Below are 18,695 nucleotides of genomic sequence, written 5' to 3'. Positions count from 1 at the left end.
ACCTTCTCTTCTCCCTATATTTGGCTATATTATGCTGAAAGTGTACAGGTTAACTGCATGCTAGGAATATGTTTACCGCTTATATCGTAAAACTGCACGGTAGCTTCTGTACCATCCATTACTAGTATAGCATACGTACGTTCTTTTCTCATACGAGGAAGTAACATACTTCCTGGATTGATAAATAAAACTCCGTCCATGAGCTCAGCTCCAGCTATGTGAGAATGCCCAAAACAAACAACGTTTGCCCCGACTTCTCTCGCTTTGTAATGCAGATTCATCATAGACATTTTAACATTATATAAGTGACCGTGTGTAACCAGACACGTAGCTTCTCCAAGCGACTCTACTCGATCATTAACGTAAGATGCATCGTAGTCACAATTTCCTCGAACGCCTAAAAATGCAGACATTTCTTTGCTGTCTTGCGGCAACTCAGAGTCCCCACAATGGATCATCTTATCTACATCAGCATGTCTCTCTCTGATAGTGAGCAGCTCTTCTTGTAACCCGTGGCTATCGCTTACAATTAATAGTTTCACACGTCATCACTCCTTCTAAAATTGCGCATCAATTAGCGGTGCTAGTCTTTTTAACGCATTTGCTCGGTGACTAATCTGATTTTTTTGCTCTTTGGTCAATTCTGCCATGGAGCATCTCCATTTTTCTACAAAGAAAATGGGATCGTACCCAAAACCGTTTTCCCCTCTTTTTCCCTCCAAGATGTGCCCTTCACACGTGCCTTCTACAATTTCGGTTCTCTTTCCGGGCACTGCAATAGCAAGAGCGCAATGAAAGCGTGCGGTGCGCTTTTCAAACGGCACGTCATTTAATTTTTGAAGTACCTTCTCTATATTAGCATTATCATCTTTATTTTCACCAGCATAACGCGCGGAATAAACGCCTGGCTCCCCGTTTAAGGCATCAATAGCAAGCCCCGAATCATCGGCAATGACTGGCTTATTTAATGCGGATGAAATGGCCTCTGCTTTTAGCGTGGCATTCTCTGCAAATGTAACGCCCGTTTCTTCCACGTCTTCAATCTCAGGAAAATCAAGAAGCGATTTTACTTTAAATCCCTTCGGTGAGAAAAGTGTTTCAAAATCTTTTACTTTGCCTGCGTTTTTAGTTGCAATAATGATTTCACGCACGTTAATCCCTTACCTTTCTTTAACCGGAATGTAGGCAGCCAGGTGATCAAGAACTCCCTTTTGCTGTTCAATCAATTGATAAACACCCTTTTCCCCTAAATCTAGAAGATGGTTTAACTGTTCTCTCGAAAACGTCGATTCCTCTCCCGTTCCCTGTAATTCTACAAACTGTCCGCTTCCTGTCATCACAATATTCATGTCAACTTCCGCTGTCGAATCTTCTTCATAATTTAAATCTAAAATCGAATTTTCTCCATGAATACCTACTGAAGTCGCAGCTAAGTAGTCACGAATAGGAATTTCTGTGAGCTTGTTCTCTTCAACCAGCTTTCCAAACGCTAAAACCATAGCCACAAAAGCACCTGTAATCGATGCTGTTCTTGTGCCGCCATCTGCTTGAATAACATCACAATCAATCCAAATTGTCTTTTCTCCGACCTTTTCCAGATCGACTACAGAACGAAGAGCTCGTCCGATTAGACGCTGAATTTCCATTGTTCGTCCTGTGACTTTACCTTTTGATGATTCACGTATATTTCTTTGTGCCGTAGCTCGAGGCAGCATAGAATATTCGGCTGTAATCCATCCTTTTCCTTGCCCACGCATAAAAGGAGGCACTCTGTCGTCTATGCTTGCGGTACAAATAACCTTTGTGTCTCCCACCGAGATTAATACAGATCCTTCTGGATGCTTTAAGTATGAAGTATGAAGAGATACAGATCTCAATTCATTAAATTCCCTACCGTCTAAACGCATTAAGCATGTCCTCCTATTCATTCATTTATATGTAATAGTCTCTTCCATTTTAACTATAAAACAGCGGAAAGAGGTCGCTATTTCAGCAGACCTCTTTCTACTTAGTCCTTTACTAGTATAACAAAAATTTGTTTTTAAAAACTACCTGTGTTCACATTTTTCGGTCTTGAAACTGGTTCCGTTAATTTTTTCCCTTTTTCATCTTTTAGCGTTTTTTTGCCATTCACTTTAATGGCAACGCTGTCTACGGCTTTTTGTTCCGTCAGAGATAACACTAAGGAGTCGAGAACATGCTGAGAAATTTCCGTTCCTTTCAAATTCCCAAAGATGTTTTTATTAAAGTTCAGCGTTAACTCACCGTCCGCATACTTTGGAGCTGCTACGAGCTTCGCATCGGGATTAAAGTCTGTCACTAAACCTGATGCAGGCGCTGGTCCTTCTACAAGCTCGTTCACAATTGCAGTGTACATATCTTTGTCATCAGAAGCAATTCGTTTTGTGACAGGAACATAGTAAGTTTGTTTGCCCTCTTGAGCTAAGTAATAAATCGTAACTGGCTTCGTTTGAGTTACGTCAACTACTCCAGTATTATCAAAGTTAATGCCATCTGCTCTGCTCAACCCTTTACTGATTGGCGTATGATTTACAGGCATCTCATCTTTATCATAGCCGTTAATGCGAATTTTAACTTTATTTACGCCTTCAAACTGCGTCAGCGTCCAAGTGACGGCCTGCAGAATACGGAGTTCATCTTCTTTTTTATACTCAGCAAATTCAGGTGAAAAATCTGCTACCATCGTGCCGTCACTTTCCAGCTTTGTCCCTAAAACTCTTGTATCAGCAGGAAGAACCGCTCGGAAATTATTTGGCAATAAGTTTGTGACCGGTCCACCCTCTACTAAATATTCAAGAGACTGTTTAGCGACACCTTTTGATTTAGGAATTTCAAGCGTCTGGGGAACAACGTACCCGTTTTTATCAATTAAGTAGAGTTCTCTTTTGGTAGGCGCAGATGTTTCTGCGGCTTTACTTTGTTTTTTATTAGCTTCCGTTACTTTCGCTTCAGTCGCTAATGATTTTTCATCTTTCACATAGGTGACATCCTTTGGCGGATCAATTTCCTTTGCTGCGTTATCCCCTCCGAAAAGTCCACAGCCGGATAACAATACAGATGTGGTCACCACGGCGGATATGAGAACAAGTTGGGTCTTTTTGGACATTCCTTTCCCTCCTCAGACTGTTTGTACTACTATGTATACGAGCTTTTTTGCATTTTAGACCAGCTCAAAAAAGTTTTTGTCCACAAGAAAAAACCGAGCATGATATGCACGGTTTTAAAGCTTGATATGTTCAACATTATATACAGGGTGCTCAAACCATTTAGATGCAATAGATTGAAACAGTTCTGTTGATCCTGTTGTAAAGAAGTAGTGTTCAGGCTCCATGTTTCTAGGAGCTAGTAAATTGCTATAAGAAAGAATGGCACTTACCTCTATTGCCGTTTCTTCGCCAGAACTGATTAACTGAACTCTAGGCCCAATTGCTTCTTGAATAACTGGCTTTAATAACGGATAATGCGTACATCCTAAAATAAGGGTATCCATATCTGTATGATAAAAAGGTTTTAATGTTTCTTTTACAATTCGCTGTGCTTCCGGTCCTTCATAATTACCGCTCTCTACAAGAGGTACAAACAAAGGGCATGCTAAATTTTCCACTTCCACTCTCGTATGAAGAGCGCGGAGTGCATGTGTATAGGCTTGACTTTTCACGGTTCCGTTTGTGCCGATTACGCCTATTTTATGATTTTTAGTTACTTTAAGCGCAGCGCGTGATCCTGGTTCAATGACGCCTATAACCGGAATATCGAGCTGTTCTTGAATTTCATCCAGCACAACTGCCGTAGCCGTATTACACGCAATAACAAGCATTTTAATATCTTTATCTACTAAATAATTAGTCATCTCCCACGTGAAAGCTCGTACTTCTTCACTAGGGCGAGGACCGTATGGGCAGCGGGCTGTATCTCCAATGTACATAATTTGTTCTTTCGGAAGCTGTCTCATAATTTCCTTTGCTACCGTTAATCCGCCCACACCTGAATCTATAACACCAATTGGTCTACTCAAAACAATCGCCTCATTTTTCTTTCATTTCATCATGCAATTTTCGTAACGTTACTCGTAAAACTTCCGTTTCACTCGGAGAGAAGTTTGCCAGTACGCCATTTAAATACGTTTGTCGCTTTTCAATTACTTCTTCGATAACACGTGCTCCTTCAGGAAGCAAATGAATACGCACTACGCGGCGGTCTTTTGGATCTTTCACCCGAACCACCAACTTATTTTTTTCCATACGATCTACTAAATCTGTCGTTGTACTACAAGCAAGAAAAATACGATTTGATAAATCACCAATCGTCATATCTCCACGTTCAAACAGCCACTGCAAAGCAATAAACTGAGGTGGCGTAATCGTATAGTCTTCTAAAATTTCTCTTCCTTTTTGTTTCACAATCGCTGCAATATGTCGAAGTGACTTCTCTAATTCTGCCACTGTATCCTCATTATTTTTTGCTGTCATACCGTAATCCTTTCCACCTATAAGTCTTATTTTCTATTATTTCTTTCAGTTAAACCCGTCTCTATTGTTTCTCTTTTCTATTTTATATTGTGCTCTTTTTTCAGTGATTTTTCAAGGTTAACATGAGGATTCTACAACGTTCATCATAAGTCTACATACTCTCATTCAGCATTAAAAAACAGCTGTTCCATAAAAGGAGCAGCTGTTTCTATTAATTATTGATATACAGCTCGAAAACTGAGCTGAAATCTTTTGTTGTGTAGGCTGTTTTTTTATCTAATAACCAAGAAAACGCAGCTTCGTTAATTTCTTTAAATTCACCAGCAACACTTCCACTTGTATTTCTTGTACTGCTTAGCGTAGAAGAAGCTAGCTGAATGCTTTGTTTAGCAAAATCGAGCGCAATTTCATTTTCACGCGTTATTTCAGATATTTTAAACAGCGCTTTATATAAATCTTTTACCTCTTCTATATGCTTTTTGTGTACATCGATAGAAAACGTCTCCGAGCCAATTTTAAATTTAATTTCCACATCTAAATCGACAGTTCCAGCCGTTTCTAGCATCACGTTTGAAATGTGATTTGTGCTGTAGTTATAGCGGCGAAGCATTCGCTTTTTGCTTGTAGCACTTGTTCCATCAAGATGAATGAGCGCTTTATTGGTAAAGCAATATTCATCTGACTTTGATTTGATTAGAAAATAAATTTTTTCTTGTTCTTCATGCATAACGTAATCGTCTGCATCTACCTTGTCATAATCAACTGGCTTAATAACAGAACCAATATCACTTAGCCCTAATACATCAGCAGCCACTTTTCCAAACATTTCCCCATCTCCCTTTTAAAAACAATTGTGTTATTTTCATGTTTTAAGTGTACTGTGCAAATGAGGGGATGTAAATAAAAAAAAGGAGCTTCTTAAAAAGAAGCTCCACATTTATTAAAATAACAAATTTAAAATCATATAGATAAGTGCAGCTAATGAAGCTGAAATTGGCAATGTGATAATCCATGTAATCACCATGCGCTGTGCAGTTCCCCATTTTACACCTTTCACTCGGTGAGCAGAACCTACACCTAAGATAGAAGATGAAATAACATGAGTAGTACTGACAGGTAGATGAACAAACGTTGCTCCAAAGATAATGGCAGCACCTGTTAAGTCCGCAGCTACTCCATTAACAGGACGAATTTTCATAATTTTACCGCCAACGGTTTTAATGATTTTCCATCCACCAATTGACGTTCCAAGTCCCATTGCCACCGCACAAGCCAGCTGTACCCACCACTGAATCTCAGTACCGCTTTGCATATTGTTAGCAATAAGCGCTAGCGTAATGATACCCATTGCTTTTTGCGCATCATTCGTACCGTGTGTGTAAGATTGTAGGGCTGCAGTCAGGATTTGAACGCGTCGAAAACGCTTATTCGTTTTCGTCAAGTTATGGTTTTTAAACGTTAGTTTGATAATCGTATAGACGATATAACCTACTACAAAGGCTAGAACTGGTGAAATTAGAAGGGCTTCAATGATTTTGATGAAACCTTTGTAATTTAAAGCACCAAATCCAGCAGCTGCAATAGCTGCTCCTGCAATCGATCCAATAATTGCATGAGAAGAACTACTAGGGATACCGAAATACCATGTGATTAGATTCCACGCGATAGCAGAAATTAATGCTGCTAAAATAACGACAGAACCATTTTGAAGCGTATAAGGATCAACGATATCCTTTGTAATCGTTTTGGCTACGCCCGTAAACGTCATAGCACCGACAAAGTTCATGGTTGCGGCTAAAAGAATTGCATGTCGCGGTTTTAAAGCTTTGGTTGAAACAGAAGTCGCAATGGCATTAGCTGTATCGTGAAATCCGTTGATAAAGTCAAAACCAAGTGCACCAACTACAATTAGAATGGTTAATATTAGCATCGAATCCATTATAATATAGCCCCGTTACGCATTCTTCATAATAACTGATTCTAAGTTGTTCGCAACCGTTTGACAATAATCCGCGATTTCTTCTAGCGTTTCATAAATTTCTTTATATTGAATAACTTTAATTGGATCTTTACATGTTGCAAATAATTGTTTTAGTGCACGACGATATAATGTATCACAATGTGACTCATACTCTTTAATTTTAATTGCATGTTCACTAATTTGAAGAAGCTTTTTCTCAGACAACAAATTAATAGTAATTAAAATCTCTTCAGCACAGCCTTGAATATTTTTAACAAATTCAGCTACATATTCATCAAATGTCGTAATTGAATGAATTTCCATTAAAGCAGCAAAGCTGTCGATGCCATCAAGTACATCATCCATGCTCATTGCTAGCTGTAAAATATCTTCACGCTCAATTGGAGTAATAAATGCTTTGTTCAACTCAGTAATCACTGTATGCACGTATTTATCACCTTTTGATTCATACGCTTTTAAAACATTGGCAAATTCCTTTAGGTCAGATACATTTTGAAGTTCAAAGCTGCCTAAAAAATCTGCTGAGTCCTTAATATTTTGGGCAATGTCCATTAACATTTCAGAAAACTTGTCTTTTTTTCTTTTGATCACGTTGCAATCCTCCATCCAATTTATCGAAACTTTACCACTCGTTTTTTCTCTCTATCTTTTTATATGTGTTCTAGTTTCTTTTTTCATTTAAAGTAATGGATAAAACTTAGCTGTTCATTACTATAACGAGAGAAACCACCTCTCTTGTGTATCAAAAAATTCTAAAAAAACAAACGTTTACCAGAGCAAAAGTCCCAAAAGGTGGTTCTTTTACTTATAGGTTATGCGATTCATTTTTTTACGCCAAGTCAAAAATTACTCCTATTATTGTTAATTGTCAATAACTTTTCAAACACATTTTTTTAGGTCTCTTTACAATACATTAACAATAATACGTTCATTCCTTTTAAAATAAGGGTTTTCAGAGTTTGTATAAAACTGGGATTTACAAAAACTTAACATTACTCCCCTTGTGTAAATAATAAAAGCCAGCTCCTTTAGAACTGGCTTTTATTATTTACTTATTATATTGCTGAAATACATTTTTTACTTTCGGCACGACGTAATGACTTCCGCCTTTATCTTCTACTCCTTCAACCATCATTGAAACGAGTAGGTTTTTCTGTTTTGTATCCACAGCTAAAAACCAGCCGTTTTCCTGCCCTTTTTCACCTTGAGTTTTCTTTAATTCTGCCGTTCCAGTTTTTCCAGCTAGGGTTAACCCATCTATCTTTGCAGCATGACCCGTACCGTTTTTATCTTCAATGACATCAACTAAATCATTTTGAATTAATTGCGCCGTTTCTTTAGATATTACTTGTTTTTTCCATATTCCACTCTCATTACCGTTCATAAGAATAGGCTTTACTATGTTTCCATCGTTTACAATCGATGTATACATCAATGCCAAGTGGAGAGGATTCACTTGCAGTTTCCCCTGGCCATAGCCAGAGTTTGCTAATACTCCCTCATCTTTAATATCTTGATCACCTGCAATTTTAGACGTTTCAAAAGGATAATTAACAGGCATTTTTTGATTGAACCCAAACTGTTTTAAACCACTGTTAAATTTGTCTAAACCTAGCTTCAAAGCAGTCTGCGCAAAATAAATATTATCAGATGTAACATAAGCATCACGTAAATTAACATTCGGCTTGCTTCCCACTCGTGTTACGTAGAAATTTCCCCAGCTTTTATCTTTTTGCCATTTCTTCCCGCTGATTGATATACTTTCGTTTGGATTTACCGCACCTTCATCAACCGCTAAAGCTCCCGTGACTAACTTAAATGTAGATCCCGGGGAATACGTTTTGGTAAAGCGATTCATTAACGGCTTATCGGGATTCGTTGAAAGGGATTGGTACGTATTAGCATCGATTCCAAAAGAAAAAGAATTCGGATCAAAAGCTGGCGTGCTTACAAGACCTAATATTTCTCCCGTTTTAGGTTGAAGAGCAGTAGCTACTCCTTTTTCAGCTTTTAACTGTTCATAAAGGGATTTTTGAACATTCGTGTCTACCGTAACTTGAATGCTTTCCCCGTCTTTTGGATTCATTTTTGCAATTTCATTCTTTTTATTACCATCTTTATCTACAGTATAAATCGTGACGCCGTCTCGAGCACGAAGCTTATCTTCATATAAAGACTCTAAGCCAATCATTCCAGCTTTAGACTGAGCATTATAGCTTTCATCTTTATGCTCTTTTAAATATTCCGCTGTGACAGGCGCAACGTATCCAACTAAATGGGCACACGCTTCTTCACAAGGATATACGCGCGCATTTACCTTTTTTTGTTGAATGCCTTCTACTTTTTTCAAAGAATTCTCTAAATTAGAGGCGTCTTTTTGACTAACTGTTTTAATAGGAACAAATTGATTCTCTTTCACCCAAGAAGCGCTCAGTGCTTGATTAATACTTTTTTCTGAAAGAGCAAGAGTCTTGCTTAATTGTTGTATCGCTTGCTCGCCGCCTTTAGAAAACTGCTGGGGAACAACTCCAACTTGAATCGCTTCTCCGTTTTGAGCTAAATATTTCCCTGAACGATCCATAATTTCTCCACGCACGGCTGACTGAGTAGCTACTCTTACTTGCTCTCCTTGCTTAAGTCCTTTAAAAATCATATTAGGCTTCCAATTAATATACCAATTCTCTGTATCCCCTTGTTTTTCTTGAACCACAGCAGCATTTTCTTTAAATGAGATTTCACCGGCTACAGAGTTCATGTTTACTTCAAAAGGTAAAACAGCTTTATGGTCTTTTATTTCTAAGTCTTCTATTTTACTTGCCTTCACTTTAAGCTTGTCCGCTTCAATTGCATCATAGATATTTTTATATCGATTCACAAAATCTTTTTCTGAAATCGTCTTTTTAGCATCTTTAGACAAGTATCCATACATGCCTTTAAAATCTTCTTTATTCCACATAGCTACATATTTATCAAATCGATCCTGTGCTTTCTGTTGATCATTTGAGCAACCGGCAGTTATTAATAAGAGAATTGCCATAGTAAAAAATAGCCACCCAATTCGTCTCATGATGATTTTCCCCCTTTTTTCAATACCATTTCTCTATCATATAAAATTTTACATAAACTTTCCATCGGAAAGTTAAGATCAGGAATTAATTGGTATTACAACCCACTAAATTTACATATCGACAAAAAAATCAATAGGTAAATAAGAAAAAAATTGAACATTTTGTGAATATTTTGTGTCTTTTTTGGAAAGTATTTGATATAATAATTGTAAGAAGAAAAAGAATAGGAGGCGACTAAAATGAGAAGATTCTTACAGTTTTACTTTATGTTTAGTTCTCTGTTCTGTTTTGGAAGCGTTTTCGTCCTACTTATGTCTCAAGAATATTATTTTGCACCGTTATTCCTCACACTGGGCTGTTTAAATATTTTTCTCTTTAAAGTATATATTCAAGAAAGTCGAAAAGATAAACAAGCTGCACCTGAAAAACCTAAACCAACAATTTAACGAACTCGTCTCTCGGCTGAGATGAATGTAAAAGAAGAACCGGTGAATTTTTCACCGGTTCTTCTTTTACGACGTTGAAGCTTTTGGAAACCTATCGTTTGCAATAATCTCACCGATGCTTTCACTCTTTCCTTCACCGTCATCAATATTTAAAAGCGGGAACAATAACTCTCCTACGTGATAAGCCTCTTCTAAATGCGGATAGCCTGATAAAATAAAAGATTCAATTCCTAAAGCTTCATATTCTTTTATTCGTTTCGCTACATTTTCAGCACTGCCTACTAGTGCAGTTCCTGCGCCTCCCCGGACGAGCCCTACACCTGCCCATAAGTTAGGGCTAATCGTAAGTTCCTCTCGGGTTCCTCTGTGAAGGCTCGCCATTCGCTGCTGCCCGACTGAGTCATACCTAGCAAAAGTACGCTGTGCAGCTTGAATCGTGTCGTCGTCCAAATGCTGAATTAATCGATCGGCTGCTTGCCAAGCTTCTTCTTCCGTTTCGCGTACAATAATATGCAAACGAATCCCAAACTTAACGGTTCTGCCTTCTGCTTCTGCTTGCTTTCTCACAGCCGTTATTTTTTCTCTTACTTGTTCAGGAGGTTCGCCCCACGTTAAATACACATCAGAATGTTTTGCTGCAACTTTTTGTCCTGCGGGTGAAGATCCGCCAAAATAAATAGGTGGAGAAGGTTTTTGAACAGGTGGATACAACAGCTCGCTGTTCTCTACATGAATATGTTTTCCTTCATAATTAACCGTATCTCCAGCCAATAACCCTTTCCACACATCTAAAAATTCATCCGCAGCTTCATAACGTTCATCATGTGATAAGAAAAGGCCGTCTCCGACTAATTCTGCTGGATCTCCTCCTGCTACTACGTTAACTAGTAAACGACCTTTTGAAATTCGATCAAGAGTCGAGGTCATGCGCGCTGCCACGGAAGGAGCCATAATGCCGGGACGTACCGCTACTAAAAATTTCAAACGCTCTGTTTCAGGTATAAGTGAAGCAGCCAATAGCCACGGGTCTTCGCATGATTTCCCCGTTGGAATCAAAACTCCTTCAAACCCTAACCGGTCAGCTGCTTGAGCAACTTGCCGAAAATATGAATAGTCTGCTGAACGACCTCCTCGATTTGTCCCTAAATATCTTCCATCTCCATGGGAAGGAATAAACCATAACATTTTCATGATTCAACACTCCTTTTCGTTTGTTCTAGATGATATCCCAGCTCTTTTAATGAACGTTTAATTCTCACTTCTGCTTCTTCCGCAATAAACTCAATTTCATTTTCTTTCGTATAGGCCACCTCAGAATCAACAATATAAACTCCATGAATAAGAGCAGTAGCTCCTAAAACGGATAAAGTCGGCTTAAATACATAATCAAGAGCCAGTAGGTGAGCAATGGTTCCACCTGTGGCTATCGGCAGCACGGTTTTATTGTGCAAACCTTTTTCAGGTATTAAATCTAAAAATGTTTTTAAAATTCCTGTGTAGCTAGCTTTATAAATTGGGCTGACAATAATAACGGCATCAGCATCTGCCACTTTCTTTTGAGCTTCTTGAATCGCAGGGCTAGAAAAGTTAGCATATATTAAGTCTTCAGGGGGCAAGTCACGAACATGCACAGTTTTCACTTCATATTTTTCATCTTGTAGATATGCTGCAATATACTTGCTTAAAGCAGCTGACCTTGATTGCTTTGAAGGGCTTCCTGTAATAATTGTAACCTGGCTCATTATCATCTCTCCTTTTAACTTATAAAACTGATAGATTTACAAGGATTAATACGTATATAAATCCTTCTTTTATTTTTCACCTGCGTAGCTGTCTCTCCATTTAAGAAGACGCTTTTCTAATACTCGGACAAATGAATCGGTTAATTTGCCTACAACAGCAAAAATAATAATTCCGACAAAAACTACGTCCGTTTGAGAAAACTGTCTAGCATCCATAATCATGTATCCTACACCTTCACTTGCTCCCATTAATTCAGCAACTACCAGTCCGAGCCATGCAATACCTAAAGACAATCGGACACCAAGTAAAATATTAGGAAGAGCAGCTGGTAAAATGAGTTTTGTGATTTGTTTCCATTTACTAAATTGAAGAACACGAGCAACATCAAATAATTTCGAATCAACGCCGCGAATGCCTAGATACGTATTAACATAGATTGGGAAAAATGCACCGTTTGCAATTAGCAATATCTTTGAAATTTCACCAAAGCCAAACCATAAGATAAATAAAGGCGCCAACGCAAGGTGAGGAACAGTTCTAAGCATTTGAATAGATGGATCCATATAGTGCTCCGTTTTCTTTGAGAAACCGACAATTACACCAAATAGTAACCCTAGTCCAGCTCCAACGGCAAAACCTATGGCAGCACGCAAAATACTGATTTGAAGGTTAGCTCCAAGTTCTCCAGATACGATGAGCTGTTTGAAAGAAAGTATGATATCAACAGGTGTAGGAAGTACAGTTTTGGATACATAGCCCGCAGAACCAATGATTTGCCACACGACAATAAGCAGAAGTGGCACGACAAGAGAACGAAGAAAAATCCCCTGCTTATTTTTCGCTTCTTCCTTTCTTTTTTTCATTTTTTGCAAGTGAGCTGCTGAAGACTGGACGTGTCCTGAAACCACAGATGTTTTACTCATTTTCATCACCTCATTTGTCTTTTAATGCTTTTTCAATAAATGAATTATCAACAACATCTCCAGTATCAATTTTCTTTTTAATAACGCCTAAAGATTGTTGAAAATCAGCTGTCCGCTGTTGTTCTGCAATAATTTCTTTAGAGGTTGGGCGATTATAGGCAGGATTATTTTTTAACACTTGTCTTACTACGTCTTTATCTAGATTTTTTTGTTTTGCTAAAATATCCACAGATTCTTCAAAATGTTCGTTTTGCCATTCAAGCGCTTTTTGATAAACTTGTAAAAACTTAACGACTAACTCTGGATGATCTTTTGCAAAGCCTTCTCTTACAATAGTAAAACCTGGTGAAGCAACCTTTAATGAATCGCCGTCTGCTAAAATGCGAGCTTCATTTTTTAAGTTTTGCAGTGAGATAAACGGTTCCCAGATTGACCATGCATCCACTGATCCATTTTCAAATGCTGGCTGAGCTTCGTCTGGCTGAAGCTGAATAATCTTTACATCACTTGGCTTCAACCCATTTTGGTCAAGAGCTCTGTACAATAAATTAAAACCGCTGCTTCCTTTCGCAACCGCGATCTTTTTACCTTTTAAATCTTTTACGCTTTTAATCTTGCTGTTTTTCCCTACTAAAATGGCATTTCCTTTCAACCCGTCGCTGGAATTAGCAATTTCTAAAAACGGAATGTCTGCGCCTTGACCAGAAATAACCGGTGAATTTCCAACTTGGCCGAAATCCAAATGTCCAGATGCTAAACCTTCAAATTGCGGAGGACCGCTTTGAAACTCTGTCCATTTAACATTTACACCTATTTTTTTAAATTCTTTTTCAAACCATTTTTGGTTTTGTGCCAGCATTAAAGGACCTAAGCTTTGTTGGATACCAATATTAATTGTAACGTTTTTTGAATCTTCTCCGCTCGCTTTTTCTTTCGTCCCGCACCCAGCCAATGCGAGAACAAGTACAATAGCTGCAGTTAAAAGTAGCTTTTTCATCTGTTCTGTCCCCTTCTCTGTCTTATTGAATCTTTAATGTTCTCCTGCTTCTTCAAATTCTTTCAGTACTTGCTGCCTTAGCTGCTGAAACGGTAACTCTGTCTTTTTTCGCGGATGACTAATTTCTACTGGAACGACCCGGCTAATTTCTCCTGGTCTGGCACTCATAATCACAATTTTAGTTCCCAAGTAAATGGATTCATCTAAATCATGGGTAACAAAAATCATGGTTGTTTTTTCTTTTTTCCATATGTCTAGCAGCACATCTTGCAAATGAGTGCGCGTAAAAGCATCTAACGCACCAAACGGTTCATCTAACAATAAAACCTCTGGATTTCTTAAAAGAGCACGCGCAATAGCAACTCGTTGAGACATCCCCCCAGATAGTTCTCGAGGATAAGCTTTTTCAAATCCTTTCAGCCTGACAATATCAATTAACTCATCTACGCGGCGCCGAACGTTCGAATCTTTCAGCGATAAGTCAGCCGCTATATTTTGCTCTACATTAAGCCAAGGGAACAAGCGGTGTTCTTGAAAGATCATTCCTTGTTTAATGCTAGGTCCGGCTATGTACTTCCCGTTGATTTCAATACGCCCTTCATAATCCATATCAAGTCCTGCAATCATTTTAAGCAGTGTACTTTTTCCGCACCCGCTCGGACCAATAACGGTGATAAATTCACCTTTATTAATCGTAAGATTTACATTTCGCAATGCTTGAGTTACTTGTTCTCCTTTTTGAAATGAGCGGTTAACAGATTGAATGACAACACTCAAAGCAGTTCCTCCTCCTTGAATTTTTAAATTAAAAGCTCGTTCATCTAAAAACACAAAAGCTCCTACCTGAAAAAGGTAGGAGCTTTCGGTTGACCGATCAGCCCGTTGCTATATTTAACTGATTTGTTATTGGATTATTTTGAATTTTATCATATTAATCCGATTTGTCAACTGCGTTTTATATATTTTATCACTTTGATTCTTGAGGATTTGGCTTTTTCCATTTAAATACTGAGTTTAAAAATCCGTATATATGCTTAGACTCCTTCGTTAACAAAGGGCCAATAATAGCTAAGATCAATACATAAAGCGCGGCGAATGGCTGAAGAATTGCGGATAATCCTCCTTCAATTCCAATGTTAGCCATAATGATCGAAAACTCGCCTCGTGACATAATCGTTAACCCAATGTTGGTAGAGGCCTTGTGTGACAGCCCGCTTTTTCTTCCTGAAATCATACCGGCTGTAAAGTTACCAATGATCGTAAGCGCAACTGCGCCAAGCGCAAGCCATCCTGCATCCCACAGCGTAAGAGGATCAATACTTAACCCGAAGCTGAAGAAAAAGATAGCTCCAAAGAAATCACGAAACGGTACGACAAGATGTTCAATCCGATCGCGATGTTCCGTTTCAGAAAATACAAGTCCAAGCAATAACGCACCAATTGCTTCTGCCACGTGAATTGTTTCTGAGAAGCCTGCCACAAAAAACAATACCGCAAAAACGACGATTATAAAGATTTCGTTTGATGAAATATTTAAAAGTTTATTTAGCAGCGGCGTGGCTTTTCGAGCAATGATAAAGAACAGCATCATATAGCCAAACGCAATTAAAATAGATGTTAAAGATCCAGCAAGCGATCCGTGGTCTCCAAGCACCAACCCTGAAACGACAGAAAGATAAACGGCTAAGAAAATATCTTCAAACATGATGATCCCTAATATCAGTTCCGTTTCTGGATTCGCTGTTCGTTTTAAATCAACCAATACTTTTGCGACAATTGCGCTGGACGAAATCGTAATAATTCCAGCGATAATCAGCACTTCAAGAAGAGGATTTCCTGTCAGGTATCCATACAATAATCCTAAAGTGAAGTTAATTAAAATATAAATAGATCCTCCCACCGCGATGGACCTACCTGATTTAATTAGCTTTCCAACTGAAAATTCTAATCCTAAATAAAAGAGTAAAAAGAGAACTCCAATTCTCCCCATGAATTCAATAATCTCTTGGCTTTCAATAAACTTTAAACTGAATGAGCCAAACTCAGGAGCATGGGGACCGACCGCCATGCCCAGCAGAATGAGGAATGGAATAATCGTAAATTTAAATTTATGTGCTAGTATAGCCGCTAAAGCTACTAGTAACAAAGCTGTCCCAACTTCAAATACTAAATGATCCAATTATGAACTACCTCCTTGTGAAAGCAATTCTTTAATGAGCGTTTTTAAATTTCCTCGTTCTCCAGAGATAACAAGCGTATCTCCTTCTTCAATTAACGTATCTGGTCCTGGAGTTGATAATTTTTTTTGCGTGTTTTTAATGACGGCGATGATAGTGACATCATAATTGCTGCGAACGTCAATTTCACCAATTGTTTTACTGTGAGCTTTCGCTTGTTTTTCAACTTTGTACCACTCAATAACTAAGTCATTGAATGCCACTTCAATGGTTTCCATTGCTTTTGGCTTGTAAATCATGCCGCCTAAAATTGCAGCTAGCTGTCTTGATTCCGTATCTGTTAACGTAATGTCAAAAATGCTTTCTTCTAAATCTTTTTGATCGAAGTGATAGATTTCACGTCTTCCATCATCATGAATGATAACGACTACGCGGTTTCCTCCGCTTGTCTCAATTTCAAATTTACGGCCGATTCCTGGTAACTCCGTTTCTTTAATCATCATTGAATGATCACTCCTATAAAGTTTTTAAAAAGATTTTTTTAATTTTGCCGCGTTATTTGCCTAGAAAATCCGCATAGCAAATAAGCCTAAGAATAGTGGGTAATTTTAGGTTTGAAGAAAAGGCTGTTGAAATTTCAACCTTTTTTATTTAATTGAGGTAACTTGATTGAAAGATTTTTGGATAAAAAAGTGTTTTCTTGAGGATAAAATACGCAATTTGATGCGTCGGAATGATGAGTTTGGCACTCACCCATACTAAAGCAAAAGTTACTATCACACTTTGTATGAGAGATCCTATTTGTTTAACGCTGTGCTTAGCTCCTGGAGACATGTGCACGATATCCGTGTAATGCTGAACCGAACTTTTTGTGACCTTCACTTTTTCAAAGTCGTTATCAATAAATTTATCTGGCAAACTCGCAAAAGGCAAACAGAATATCATGCATAACAATAAGCTCATCCATATATTTTTCATCATCTCACCTCTCTTTCTTCTGAACTAGTATCTCCTTACTTAAAAGTATACGTACTCTGAAATTCAATTTCAAGCAATAAGTTTTTTTTATAAAGATTTACCTTTTTTATAATTTTTTCTTAATGTTATTCTTTTTAGATATGTATGCGACACTGAAAAAAATATACAAAAAGCTGGCTTTCTAAGAAGAAAGCCAGCTCATGTTATAGTTCAAGTTCTCCCATTCGAAGGAGTTCTACGACTGCTTGAGAACGCCCCTTGACTCCAAGCTTTTGCATCGCATTAGAAATATGATTTCGAACTGTTTTTTCGCTAATGAATAGTTCACTCGCGATTTCTTTTGTTGTTTTGTCCTGTACTAAAAGCTCGAATACTTCTCGTTCACGCTTTGTAAGTAGCGGTTTAGGTTGAAACTCTTTTTCTTTCAATGTAACCCTCCTTGCCTGATCCTGAGTTGAACTATCGGATGGGTGTAAATTTAGTCAACATATCTTATGTGCGGTATGCCTACGCGGTTACTAGTTTTAGAAAAAATATGCAAAAAACTCTTTTTCACCTTTAAAAAAGAAAAAAAGCCTGAAGAAAGAGCCTTCAAGCCATTTTCATATATTTGATAAACACCTTTTCATCTCTTCATTCCACGGGACGCTTTTTCCTGTTTCTTTAGAAATTTGCACCATTGTTCCTCTCCCGGTGAGTACAACCTCTTTTTGCTCATTTTGAATCATATAGTGTAAATCAACCGACGAACGTCCAATTCTATGAGCTTTTACAAAAACAGATAGCATGTTGTCAAAATACACTTGTTTGACATAATCGCACTGCAAATCAGCCACCACCGGTATCGTTCCCTCATGCTCACTCGTCCACTTTTGCATAAAGCCAATATGGTGAAAGAATTCCGTACGTATTTGTTCAAAATAAACAAAAGGAACCGTATTATTTAAATGCCCAAACATATCTGTTTCCGAAAATCTTACCTTGATCTCCTGCTTAAACGAAAATGACTCTTTCCAATGATCCATGTCTTCAATATACGAAATATTATTCATCTGTATTTCCTCCGTTCGTCATAGACAAAATAAAACCTCTCCGCGTGGAGAGGTTTTGAGTGATTATACTTGATCGCTACCAAAGAAACTTCTGAATGCTTGAATTGTTGTATCGCGGTTCAAAGCTGCGATTGAAGTAGTCAATGGAATTCCTTTTGGGCATGATTGAACGCAGTTTTGAGAATTCCCGCAGTTCGCTAGTCCTCCATCACCCATAATCGTCTCTAAACGTTCTCCTTTATTTAACGCACCAGTTGGATGGGCATTAAACAGGCGAACTTGAGAAAGCGGTGCTGGACCGATGAAGTTTGACTTGTCGTTTACATTTGGACAAGCTTCTAAGCAAACGCCACATGTCATACATTTGGATAACTCATACGCCCACTGACGTTTCTTTTCAGGCATACGCGGTCCTGGACCTAAATCGTATGTGCCATCGATTGGAACCCATGCTTTTACTTTTTTTAGTGAATCAAACATACGGCTGCGGTCTACTTGCAAATCACGAACCACAGGAAATGTTTTCATTGGCTGTAAGCGAATTGGTTGTTCTAGTTTATCAACAAGAGCTGTACATGACTGACGAGGTTTACCGTTGATGACCATTGAACAGGCTCCGCATACTTCCTCTAAACAGTTCATTTCCCAGTTTATCGGAGCAACCTCTTTACCTGAAGCATCAACAGGGTTACGTCTGATTTCCATCAGTGCTGAAATAACGTTCATATTCGGACGATACGGAATTTCAAACTCCTGATTGTAAGGAGCAGATTCAGCTGAATCTTGACGTGTAATAATGAAGCGCACTGTCTTTTGGACTGTTTGTTGTTCACTCATTGA

At 38.2% G+C, this 18,695-nt stretch carries 22 protein-coding genes; 1 reads left to right on the top strand and 21 read right to left on the bottom strand.

Going from position 1 to position 18,695, the window contains the following annotated elements; translation table 11 throughout:
* Positions 1 to 29: 29 nt before the first annotated feature.
* From ACFX4W_RS08520 to ACFX4W_RS08475, 10 genes are all read right to left on the bottom strand, one after another.
* Entirely contained in the window at positions 30 to 542 is a 513-nt protein-coding gene (locus tag ACFX4W_RS08520; protein ID WP_013059377.1) for a metallophosphoesterase, read from the bottom strand.
* A gap of 15 nt (positions 543 to 557) precedes the next feature.
* On the bottom strand, positions 558 to 1,151 hold the full coding sequence (locus ACFX4W_RS08515; protein WP_043976067.1) for an XTP/dITP diphosphatase: 594 nt from the start codon (positions 1,149 to 1,151) through the stop codon (positions 558 to 560).
* Positions 1,152 to 1,160: 9 nt separating this feature from the next.
* The gene (rph, locus tag ACFX4W_RS08510) at positions 1,161 to 1,907 is read right to left on the bottom strand and encodes a ribonuclease PH (protein ID WP_043976065.1); all 747 of its coding nucleotides are present in this window, start codon (positions 1,905 to 1,907) and stop codon (positions 1,161 to 1,163) included.
* 134 nt (positions 1,908 to 2,041) lie between these two features.
* The gene (locus tag ACFX4W_RS08505; protein WP_025601439.1) at positions 2,042 to 3,127 is read right to left on the bottom strand and encodes a GerMN domain-containing protein; all 1,086 of its coding nucleotides are present in this window, start codon (positions 3,125 to 3,127) and stop codon (positions 2,042 to 2,044) included.
* A 114-nt stretch (positions 3,128 to 3,241) separates the two neighbouring features.
* Complete coding sequence (racE, locus tag ACFX4W_RS08500; RefSeq protein WP_025601441.1) at positions 3,242 to 4,036, bottom strand: glutamate racemase; 795 nt, start codon at positions 4,034 to 4,036, stop codon at positions 3,242 to 3,244.
* 10 nt (positions 4,037 to 4,046) lie between these two features.
* Positions 4,047 to 4,490 carry a MarR family winged helix-turn-helix transcriptional regulator gene (locus ACFX4W_RS08495; RefSeq protein WP_013059382.1) on the bottom strand — a complete coding sequence of 148 codons (444 nt, stop codon included), beginning with the start codon at positions 4,488 to 4,490 and terminating at the stop codon, positions 4,047 to 4,049.
* A 211-nt stretch (positions 4,491 to 4,701) separates the two neighbouring features.
* Complete coding sequence (locus tag ACFX4W_RS08490; protein ID WP_043976058.1) at positions 4,702 to 5,316, bottom strand: PH domain-containing protein; 615 nt, start codon at positions 5,314 to 5,316, stop codon at positions 4,702 to 4,704.
* Between the two features lie 114 nt (positions 5,317 to 5,430).
* The gene (locus tag ACFX4W_RS08485; protein ID WP_043976056.1) at positions 5,431 to 6,429 is read right to left on the bottom strand and encodes an inorganic phosphate transporter; all 999 of its coding nucleotides are present in this window, start codon (positions 6,427 to 6,429) and stop codon (positions 5,431 to 5,433) included.
* A gap of 15 nt (positions 6,430 to 6,444) precedes the next feature.
* Positions 6,445 to 7,077, bottom strand: coding sequence for a DUF47 domain-containing protein (locus tag ACFX4W_RS08480; protein ID WP_218039679.1), 633 nt, complete (start codon positions 7,075 to 7,077; stop codon positions 6,445 to 6,447).
* Between the two features lie 442 nt (positions 7,078 to 7,519).
* On the bottom strand, positions 7,520 to 9,538 hold the full coding sequence (locus ACFX4W_RS08475) for a penicillin-binding transpeptidase domain-containing protein (RefSeq protein ID WP_043976053.1): 2,019 nt from the start codon (positions 9,536 to 9,538) through the stop codon (positions 7,520 to 7,522).
* Positions 9,539 to 9,778: 240 nt separating this feature from the next.
* Here ACFX4W_RS08475 and ACFX4W_RS08470 point away from each other — a divergent pair, with 240 nt between their 5' ends.
* Positions 9,779 to 9,985: a hypothetical protein gene (locus tag ACFX4W_RS08470; RefSeq protein WP_013059387.1), complete on the top strand. Its 207-nt coding sequence runs from the start codon at positions 9,779 to 9,781 to the stop codon at positions 9,983 to 9,985.
* A 66-nt stretch (positions 9,986 to 10,051) separates the two neighbouring features.
* Here the strand turns inward: ACFX4W_RS08470 and ssuD are convergent, their stop codons facing one another.
* The 11 genes from ssuD to sdhB form a co-directional block, all read right to left on the bottom strand.
* A complete protein-coding gene (gene ssuD / locus ACFX4W_RS08465) occupies positions 10,052 to 11,176 on the bottom strand; it encodes an FMNH2-dependent alkanesulfonate monooxygenase (RefSeq protein ID WP_043976051.1) in 1,125 nt (374 codons plus the stop codon).
* Complete coding sequence (ssuE, locus tag ACFX4W_RS08460) at positions 11,173 to 11,727, bottom strand: NADPH-dependent FMN reductase (protein ID WP_043976049.1); 555 nt, start codon at positions 11,725 to 11,727, stop codon at positions 11,173 to 11,175. Before ssuE ends, ssuD begins: the two co-directional genes overlap by 4 nt.
* Positions 11,728 to 11,796: 69 nt before the next feature.
* The gene (locus ACFX4W_RS08455) at positions 11,797 to 12,651 is read right to left on the bottom strand and encodes an ABC transporter permease (protein ID WP_016765676.1); all 855 of its coding nucleotides are present in this window, start codon (positions 12,649 to 12,651) and stop codon (positions 11,797 to 11,799) included.
* A gap of 10 nt (positions 12,652 to 12,661) precedes the next feature.
* Complete coding sequence (locus ACFX4W_RS08450; protein WP_043976047.1) at positions 12,662 to 13,648, bottom strand: aliphatic sulfonate ABC transporter substrate-binding protein; 987 nt, start codon at positions 13,646 to 13,648, stop codon at positions 12,662 to 12,664.
* 33 nt (positions 13,649 to 13,681) lie between these two features.
* On the bottom strand, positions 13,682 to 14,425 hold the full coding sequence (locus tag ACFX4W_RS08445) for an ABC transporter ATP-binding protein (RefSeq protein ID WP_026106708.1): 744 nt from the start codon (positions 14,423 to 14,425) through the stop codon (positions 13,682 to 13,684).
* Positions 14,426 to 14,615: 190 nt separating this feature from the next.
* Positions 14,616 to 15,827, bottom strand: a complete 1,212-nt coding sequence (locus ACFX4W_RS08440) for a cation:proton antiporter (RefSeq protein WP_025750630.1) — start codon at positions 15,825 to 15,827, stop codon at positions 14,616 to 14,618.
* Positions 15,828 to 16,328, bottom strand: a complete 501-nt coding sequence (locus ACFX4W_RS08435) for a cation:proton antiporter regulatory subunit (RefSeq protein WP_013085158.1) — start codon at positions 16,326 to 16,328, stop codon at positions 15,828 to 15,830.
* 148 nt (positions 16,329 to 16,476) lie between these two features.
* Positions 16,477 to 16,803 carry a hypothetical protein gene (locus ACFX4W_RS08430; protein WP_026106709.1) on the bottom strand — a complete coding sequence of 109 codons (327 nt, stop codon included), beginning with the start codon at positions 16,801 to 16,803 and terminating at the stop codon, positions 16,477 to 16,479.
* Between the two features lie 203 nt (positions 16,804 to 17,006).
* Positions 17,007 to 17,231 carry a spore germination transcription factor GerE gene (gerE, locus tag ACFX4W_RS08425; protein WP_013059396.1) on the bottom strand — a complete coding sequence of 75 codons (225 nt, stop codon included), beginning with the start codon at positions 17,229 to 17,231 and terminating at the stop codon, positions 17,007 to 17,009.
* A 174-nt stretch (positions 17,232 to 17,405) separates the two neighbouring features.
* Positions 17,406 to 17,855, bottom strand: coding sequence for an acyl-CoA thioesterase (locus tag ACFX4W_RS08420; RefSeq protein WP_280560395.1), 450 nt, complete (start codon positions 17,853 to 17,855; stop codon positions 17,406 to 17,408).
* 63 nt (positions 17,856 to 17,918) lie between these two features.
* A complete protein-coding gene (gene sdhB / locus ACFX4W_RS08415; protein WP_013059398.1) occupies positions 17,919 to 18,692 on the bottom strand; it encodes a succinate dehydrogenase iron-sulfur subunit in 774 nt (257 codons plus the stop codon).
* Positions 18,693 to 18,695 lie beyond the last annotated feature (3 nt).

It is taken from the genome of Priestia sp. YIM B13489 (genome assembly GCF_042787645.1).
In the GTDB taxonomy this organism is placed as follows: domain Bacteria; phylum Bacillota; class Bacilli; order Bacillales; family Bacillaceae_H; genus Priestia; species Priestia megaterium.
The sequence above is the reverse complement of the archived record's forward strand: the minus strand, read 5'-3'. Positions and strand labels throughout refer to the sequence as shown.

Bases quoted from the DNA above. Each gene is read 5' to 3' on its own strand.
- ACFX4W_RS08455 (WP_016765676.1), bottom strand. From the start codon at position 12,651: ATGAGTAAAACATCTGTGGTTTCAGGACACGTCCAGTCTTCAGCAGCT.
- ACFX4W_RS08505 (WP_025601439.1), bottom strand. From the start codon at position 3,127: ATGTCCAAAAAGACCCAACTTGTTCTCATATCCGCCGTGGTGACCACA.
- ACFX4W_RS08430 (WP_026106709.1), bottom strand. From the start codon at position 16,803: ATGAAAAATATATGGATGAGCTTATTGTTATGCATGATATTCTGTTTG.
- ACFX4W_RS08420 (WP_280560395.1), bottom strand. From the start codon at position 17,855: ATGAATAATATTTCGTATATTGAAGACATGGATCATTGGAAAGAGTCA.
- sdhB (WP_013059398.1), bottom strand. From the start codon at position 18,692: ATGAGTGAACAACAAACAGTCCAAAAGACAGTGCGCTTCATTATTACA.
- ssuD (WP_043976051.1), bottom strand. From the start codon at position 11,176: ATGAAAATGTTATGGTTTATTCCTTCCCATGGAGATGGAAGATATTTA.
- ACFX4W_RS08485 (WP_043976056.1), bottom strand. From the start codon at position 6,429: ATGGATTCGATGCTAATATTAACCATTCTAATTGTAGTTGGTGCACTT.
- ACFX4W_RS08450 (WP_043976047.1), bottom strand. From the start codon at position 13,648: ATGAAAAAGCTACTTTTAACTGCAGCTATTGTACTTGTTCTCGCATTG.
- ACFX4W_RS08435 (WP_013085158.1), bottom strand. From the start codon at position 16,328: ATGATGATTAAAGAAACGGAGTTACCAGGAATCGGCCGTAAATTTGAA.
- ACFX4W_RS08475 (WP_043976053.1), bottom strand. From the start codon at position 9,538: ATGAGACGAATTGGGTGGCTATTTTTTACTATGGCAATTCTCTTATTA.
- ACFX4W_RS08490 (WP_043976058.1), bottom strand. From the start codon at position 5,316: ATGTTTGGAAAAGTGGCTGCTGATGTATTAGGGCTAAGTGATATTGGT.
- ACFX4W_RS08470 (WP_013059387.1), top strand. From the start codon at position 9,779: ATGAGAAGATTCTTACAGTTTTACTTTATGTTTAGTTCTCTGTTCTGT.
- rph (WP_043976065.1), bottom strand. From the start codon at position 1,907: ATGCGTTTAGACGGTAGGGAATTTAATGAATTGAGATCTGTATCTCTT.
- ssuE (WP_043976049.1), bottom strand. From the start codon at position 11,727: ATGAGCCAGGTTACAATTATTACAGGAAGCCCTTCAAAGCAATCAAGG.
- ACFX4W_RS08480 (WP_218039679.1), bottom strand. From the start codon at position 7,077: ATGGAGGATTGCAACGTGATCAAAAGAAAAAAAGACAAGTTTTCTGAA.
- ACFX4W_RS08495 (WP_013059382.1), bottom strand. From the start codon at position 4,490: ATGACAGCAAAAAATAATGAGGATACAGTGGCAGAATTAGAGAAGTCA.